The organism is Saccharomonospora saliphila YIM 90502 (assembly GCF_000383795.1).
GTDB lineage: Bacteria > Actinomycetota > Actinomycetes > Mycobacteriales > Pseudonocardiaceae > Saccharomonospora > Saccharomonospora saliphila.
Genome location: NZ_KB912717.1, coordinates 9,640 through 12,192, shown reverse-complemented (window position 1 = coordinate 12,192; position 2,553 = coordinate 9,640). Strand labels below are relative to the sequence as shown.

The 2,553-nt window shown below is 72.8% G+C and carries 3 protein-coding genes; 1 reads left to right on the top strand and 2 read right to left on the bottom strand.

Features of this window, described 5'->3' with window-relative positions; all coding sequences use genetic code 11:
• Both SACSA_RS23710 and SACSA_RS0118415 read right to left on the bottom strand, forming a co-directional pair.
• Positions 1–1,080: M48 family metallopeptidase (locus tag SACSA_RS23710; RefSeq protein ID WP_019819202.1), on the bottom strand; the 1,080-nt coding region annotated here is incomplete at its 3' end.
• 14 nt (positions 1,081–1,094) lie between these two features.
• The gene (locus tag SACSA_RS0118415) at positions 1,095–1,697 is read right to left on the bottom strand and encodes a LemA family protein (protein WP_198009095.1); all 603 of its coding nucleotides are present in this window, start codon (positions 1,695–1,697) and stop codon (positions 1,095–1,097) included.
• Between the two features lie 104 nt (positions 1,698–1,801).
• Between SACSA_RS0118415 and SACSA_RS0118410 the strand changes: the two genes are divergently transcribed.
• A partial coding sequence (locus SACSA_RS0118410; protein WP_019819200.1) for a 5'-3' exonuclease occupies positions 1,802–2,553 on the top strand: 752 nt, incomplete at its 3' end.

The following is a 2,553-nucleotide window of genomic DNA, read 5'->3' as shown; positions in this document are numbered from 1 at the left end:
GCTCGGTGGTGCGGGGCCGGTGTCGCCGGTCAGGCCGAGTGCCTCGTCCTCGGCGAGTCCGGACGGCGGCTGGTCGGCCCAGCGGCGGCGGAGCCGGTCGAGCTCGGCGGGGTCGAAGGCCGGGTCGAGCCGCCGGATGCGTTCGGGCAGCGGCGGGTGGGTCGCCATCCACGACGACAGCTTGCGGCCCTCACCGAAAAGCATGTGGCTGACGTCGTCGACCTTGCCGCTGCGCACCGTCGATCCCGCGGGCAGGCCACCGATCTTCTTCAGCGCCCCGGCCAGGCCCTCGGTCTGGCGGGTGTACTGCACGGCCGAGGCGTCGGCGAGGTACTCGCGCTGCCGCGACACCGCCGCCTTGATCAGCCGGCCGGCCAGCACCCCGATCCAGCCCGCGATGAGGGCGGCCAGCCCGACCAGCATCAAGGGTGCGGCGCTGTTGCCGCGGTCGGAACGGCCCCCGGCCCGTCCGCTGCCGAGCAGCACCCGGCCGACCACCGCCAGGCCCACGATCCCGGCCAGCACCCCGATCAGGCGGATGTTGAGGCGCATGTCGCCGTTGACCACGTGGCTGAACTCGTGCGCGATCACGCCCTGCAACTCGGCACGATTGAGCCGTTCCAGGGTGCCCCGGGTGACCGCGACCGCCGCGTTGGCCGGGGACCAGCCCGCCGCGAAGGCGTTGATGCCGGGTTCGTGCGGCAGCACGTACAGGTCGGGCACGGGTGTGCCGGACGCGATCGCGATCTCCTCGACCACGTTGCGCAGCCTGCGCAACCGCGGGTCACGGGTGTCGTCGGCGACCCGCACGCCCCCGAGGCTCTCCGCGACACGCTGCCCGCCGCCGCGCCGCAGCAGCATCGTCCGCACCAGCGAGGTCACCCCGATCAGCGCGACGGCGACCACGCTGACGGTGACCAGCGTGCCCACCGCGGTGGAGGTGGGCGCATCGGACAGGCCGAACGCCAGCCACGCCGCGAGATCGACCACCGCCACGATCCCGAGCACCGCCGCCGCGAACAGCCACACCAGCCGCGCCGACACCGTCCGCACGGCCTGCTGACGCTCGAAGAAGTTCATGGGCCCGGTCCGGGTCAGAAGGAGACGTCCGGGGCCTGCCGCCGCTCCGGCTCGTCGATGATCAGCGGCTCGGCGGGACCGAAGCCGAACATGCCCGCCAGCATGTTCGTCGGGAACGTCTCACGCTTGTTGTTGTAGGACAGCACCGCGTCGTTGTAGGCCTGGCGGGCGAAAGCGACGCGGTTCTCGGTGGAGGTCAGCTCCTCGGACAGCTGGCTCATGTTCTGACTGGCCTTGAGGTCGGGATAGGACTCCGACACGGCCAGCAGCCGCCCCAGCGACTGGGTCAGCGCGGTCTCGGCGCCGGAGAGCTCCTGCATCGCCGACGGGTCACCCGGGTTGCCCCGGGCCTGCTCCTGCGCGCGCACCGCCCCGCTGCGCGCGGCGGTCACCGACTCCAGCGTCTGTTGTTCGTGACGCAGGTAGCCCTTGGCCGTCTCCACCAGGTTGGGGATCAGGTCGTGCCTGCGTGTGAGTTGCACGTCGATCTGGGCGAAGGCGTTCTGGTAGCCGTTGCGGCGCCGCACCAGCCCGTTGTATCCGGACACGGCCCAGATCACGAGCGCCAGCACCACCACGACGGCGACCACGATCGCCACGACGGCTCCGGTACCCACGGATGTGCCTCCCGCGCGTCGGTGTTTCGAGGTGGGTGCCAGCATAAGCACCGACCGTCTCCGGTGCCGCGCGCCGATCCCGCCGGGTGTGGCAGGCTGAGCGCGTGGACGCCCCGCTGGTGCTGCTGGATGCCGCGAGTCTGTACTTCCGCTCGTACTTCGCGCTGCCCGAGTCGATGACCGCACCCGACGGGATGCCGGTCAACGCGGTGCGCGGGTTCGCCGACACGGTGGCCCGGGTGCTCACCGACCGGCGGCCCGCGCGGCTGGTGGCCTGCCTGGACGCGGACTGGCGGCCCGAGTTCCGCGTGCGGGCGCTGCCCAGTTACAAGGCGCACCGGGTGGCCGAGACCGGCGAGGCCGGTCCGGACACCGAACAGGTGCCCGACACGCTGACCCCGCAGGTGCCGGTGATCCTGGAGCTGCTCGACGCGGCCGGGCTGGCCACGGCCTCGGCGTCCGGGTTCGAGGCCGACGACGTCATCGCCGCGCTGGCCGCGCGGGAGACGCGGGACCCGGTGGAGGTGGTCAGCGGGGACCGGGACCTGTTCCAGCTGGTGCGGGCCGAGCCCACCCCGGTGTCGGTGATCTACGTCGGCAAGGGCTGGAACAAGGCGGAGGTGCTCGGTCCGGACGAGGTCGCGCGCCGCTACGACCTGCCCGTCGAGTACGCGGGCCCGGCGTATGCCGACATGGCCATGCTGCGGGGCGACCCGTCGGACGGGCTGCCCGGCGTGTCCGGCATCGGTGAGAAGACCGCCGCCCGGCTCATCACCCGGTTCGGCTCCCTGGAAGGGCTGCGGGAGGCCGCCGCCCGCGGTGACGCTGGGGTGCCGCCGCGGGCGGCCACCGCGCT